Raw genomic sequence first — 3576 nt, forward strand, 5'->3', positions numbered from 1 at the left:
CCCAGGATGTCTCCAACGCCGGCAGCGAGCTGTCGCGTGAGACCGAGACCCTGCGTAAGGAACTCGACACCTTCCTCTCGGGCATCCGGGCAGCGTAACGCATCTGCCGTTGCCTGGCTGCCGGGGCGGCGGATGGCGCGCCCACGGTAGCCTGCAACCCGGTTGGCGTCGGTGGACGGGGCATCAACGCTCATCGGCACGGGCCGACGCGGGAGCGCTTGCTTCTCTCCCTAGCCGTCTTCCACGTCAGCGTGGAAGACGGCTGATGCGCGTTCAGCCCCTTAGACCGGCTTGACCAGCGCGTGACGCTTCTTGCCGGCGGAGACCTTGACCACGCCTTCCTCGCTCACGTCGGCCAGTGTGACGGTCTGGTTCTGGTCGGCGACCTTGGCGTCGTTAAGCCGCGCGCCGCCGCCCTTGATCAGCCGCCGGGCCTCGCCGCCACTCGACGCCATGCCGGCCTCACGCAGCAGCTCGAACAGCGCCACGCCGTCGCTCAGGCGGTCGCGCGCAGCCTCGATGACCGGCAGGTCCTGGCCGAGCGCCTTTTCCTCGAACACCTGACGGGCGGTTTCGGCCGCGCTCTGGGCGGCGTCTGCGCCGCGGCACAGCTTGGTTGCCTCGTACGCCAGCACCTTCTTGGCTTCGTTGATCTCGGCCCCCGGGAGCGCCTCCAGTTCCTGGATGCGCGTCTCGTCCAGTTCGGTGAACAGGCGCAGGAAGCGGCCAACGTCCGCGTCCTCGGTGTTGCGCCAGTACTGGTAGTAATCGTAGTGGGAGCAGTCCGCTTCGTTGAGCCAGATCGCGCCCTGGGCGGTTTTGCCCATCTTGGCGCCTGAGGCGGTGGTCAGCAGCGGCGTGGTCATGCCGAACAGTTCCGTCCCGTCGACCCGACGGGCGAGTTCGACGCCGTTGACGATGTTGCCCCATTGATCCGAGCCGCCCATTTGCAGCCGGCAGCCTTGCTTCCGGTACAGTTCCAGGAAGTCGTAAGCCTGGAGCACCATGTAGTTGAATTCCAGGAAGGTGAGCGGCTGTTCGCGCTCCAGGCGCAGGCGGACGTTGTCGAACGACAGCATCCGGTTGACCGAGAAGTGCCGGCCGTAATCGCGCAGGAAGGCGATGTAGTTGATGTCGCGCAGCCAGTCGTCGTTGTTGACCATGACGGCGTCGGTCGGCCCGTCGCCGAAGGTCAGGAACTGCCGGAAGATCGACTTGATCCCGGCCATGTTTTCCTGGATCTGCGCGTCGGACAGCAGCTTGCGCTGCTCGTCCTTGCCCGAGGGATCGCCGATCTTGCTGGTGCCGCCACCCATCAGCACGATCGGCTTGTGCCCGCAGGTTTGCAGCCAGCGCAACGTCATGATCGACACCAGCGAGCCGACGTGCAGGCTGGGCGCGGTGCAGTCGAAGCCGATGTAGGCCGGCACCGGCGCCTTCTCCGCCATCACCTGGTCGAGCCCGTCCCAATCGGTCGTCTGATACAGGTAGCCCCGCGCCTGTGCGACCCTGAGGAAATCGGATTTGGGCGGCTGGCTCATGGCTTTGGTGTCCGTCATGTCTTGCTGGGTTGCGGGGGAGGTTGCAGCGCCGGGGCGCAGTTAGCACACTCGCCCGACCTTGCCAATTCGCCCGCGCCGCGCGCTGGATACGGTTCAGTCGGTCGGGCGCTCCCGAACGGAAAACGGCCTGCGTTTCATGTCCGATACAGCTCCGCGCCGCCTTGCGCTCGGCCTGATGAGCGGCACTTCGCGCGACGGCATCGACGCCGCGCTTCTGGAAACCGACGGGCAGATGTTTGTCCAGGCCGGGCCGTGGGAGTCGATCGCCTACCCCGACACCTTTCGCCAGCGCCTGGCCGACGCCATCGCGGGCACGGCGGACGTTGCGGATGTGGCGCGCGAATTGACCGACCGGCATGCACAGGCGGTCAGTACGTTGCTTGCCAAGGCTGGCGTGTCCGCCAGTGCGGTGCGCGTGATCGGTTTTCATGGCCACACGATCGGCCACGACCCGGCCCGCAGGTACACCCGGCAGATCGGCGATTGCGGCCGTCTGGCCCGGCTGACCGGGATCGACGTGGTCGGCGACTTCCGCCAGGCCGACGTCGCTGCGGGCGGTGAGGGCGCGCCGTTCGCACCGTACTATCACCGTGCCCGTGCCATGGAACTGGATCGTCCCGTGGCGGTGCTGAATTTGGGCGGGGTCGGTAACGTTACCTGGCTGGGCCGGCAGTTTGCCGACATCCTGGCGTTCGATACCGGCCCGGGTAACGCGCTGCTGGACGATCTGGTGGCTCAGCGCACGGGCCGTGGCTACGATCATGACGGGGCGCTGTCCGCTGCCGGCCGGGTTAACGACTCCGCGCTGGCGGCGATGCTGGCGCATCCCTTCTTCGATAAACGGCCGCCGAAATCGCTCGACCGCGATGACTTCACGGGCGAGTCCGTCGCTGGTCTGGCTGACGCGGATGCGGCGGCGACGCTCGCGGCCTTCACCGCGGAGAGTGTGGTGCGGGCCCGGGATCATCTGCCGGAAGCGCCGGTGCAGTGGTTGGTCACCGGCGGCGGTCGGCATAACCCGACCCTGATGCGCATGCTTGCCGAACGTCTGGGCGCACCGGTCGCGCCGGTGGAACGCGTCGGCTGGGATGGCGACGCTTTGGAAGCGCAGGCTTTCGCCTATCTCGCCTTGCGTGCGCTGCAAGGTCTGCCACTGTCCGGGCCGACCACCACCGGCGCGCCCCGGGAGATGCCCGGCGGCAAGCTCTACACGGCCCCGCCGACCGGCTAATCCGCCGGGTCGGTGGCCGTGCCGGCGAGTTCGGGGACGTTCTTCTGCAGATAGTCCGCGATATGCTCGTTGAGGATATCGAGCCGGTTGGTGAAGAAGTGGTTCGCCTGCTCGATGATCCGGTAGTCGACCGTGATATCGCGCTGCTGGCTTAGCTTGTTGACCAGCTTCTGTACCGATGCCTCCGGCACCACGTCATCGGAATCGCCTTGCAGGATGAGACCGGAGGACGGGCAGGGCGCCAGGAAGGTGAAGTCGAACATGTTGGCTGGCGGTGCGACGGAGATGAAGCCGCTGATCTCCGGTCGGCGCATCAGGAGCTGCATGCCGATCCAGGCGCCGAACGAGAAGCCCGCGATCCAGCAGCTCGACGAGCCGGGGTTGTAGGTCTGTAGCCAGTCGAGGGCGCTGGCCGCGTCCGATAGCTCGCCCTCGCCGCGGTCGAACTCGCCCTGGCTCCGGCCGACGCCTCGGAAGTTGAAGCGCAGGACGGAGAAACCCTGGCGGGCGAAGGTCTGATAGACGTGATAGATGAGCTTGTTGTTCATCGTGCCGCCATGCTGGGGATGCGGATGCATCATCAGCGCGATCGGCGGCTTTTCTCCACGGCCGTGCTGGTAGCGACCCTCCAGGCGGCCTTCGGGGCCGGGAAAGATAACGTCAGGCATCGAGCTCCCAATCCTGTGCCAAAACAGGCCCGTTCGGTTGCGGACCATCGCGCGGCAGGCGGCCGGGTGGCCGGCAAGCCCGCGCAGGGGGCGCGCTTGATCGCCCTGCTAGGGC

The 3576-nt window shown here is 66.8% G+C and carries 3 protein-coding genes; 1 reads left to right on the forward strand and 2 read right to left on the reverse strand.

All coding sequences use genetic code 11. The features are described 5' to 3' along the window. Nucleotides 1-281: 281 nt before the first annotated feature. Nucleotides 282-1541, reverse strand: a complete 1260-nt coding sequence (gene tyrS / locus CCR87_RS07380) for a tyrosine--tRNA ligase (RefSeq protein ID WP_201156909.1) — start codon at nucleotides 1539-1541, stop codon at nucleotides 282-284. A 79-nt stretch (nucleotides 1542-1620) separates the two neighbouring features. Between tyrS and CCR87_RS07385 the strand changes: the two genes are divergently transcribed. Further along, complete coding sequence (locus tag CCR87_RS07385; protein ID WP_338048891.1) at nucleotides 1621-2793, forward strand: anhydro-N-acetylmuramic acid kinase; 1173 nt, start codon at nucleotides 1621-1623, stop codon at nucleotides 2791-2793. On the opposite strand, the gene CCR87_RS07390 is transcribed toward CCR87_RS07385, so the two are convergent. Continuing rightward, nucleotides 2790-3461, reverse strand: coding sequence for an alpha/beta hydrolase (locus CCR87_RS07390; protein ID WP_027289144.1), 672 nt, complete (start codon nucleotides 3459-3461; stop codon nucleotides 2790-2792). The two genes, CCR87_RS07385 and CCR87_RS07390, sit on opposite strands and share 4 nt — an antisense overlap. Nucleotides 3462-3576: the final 115 nt, after the last annotated feature.

Origin of the sequence: Rhodobaculum claviforme (assembly GCF_016653255.1) — a bacterium.
GTDB lineage: Bacteria > Pseudomonadota > Alphaproteobacteria > Rhodobacterales > Rhodobacteraceae > Rhodobaculum > Rhodobaculum claviforme.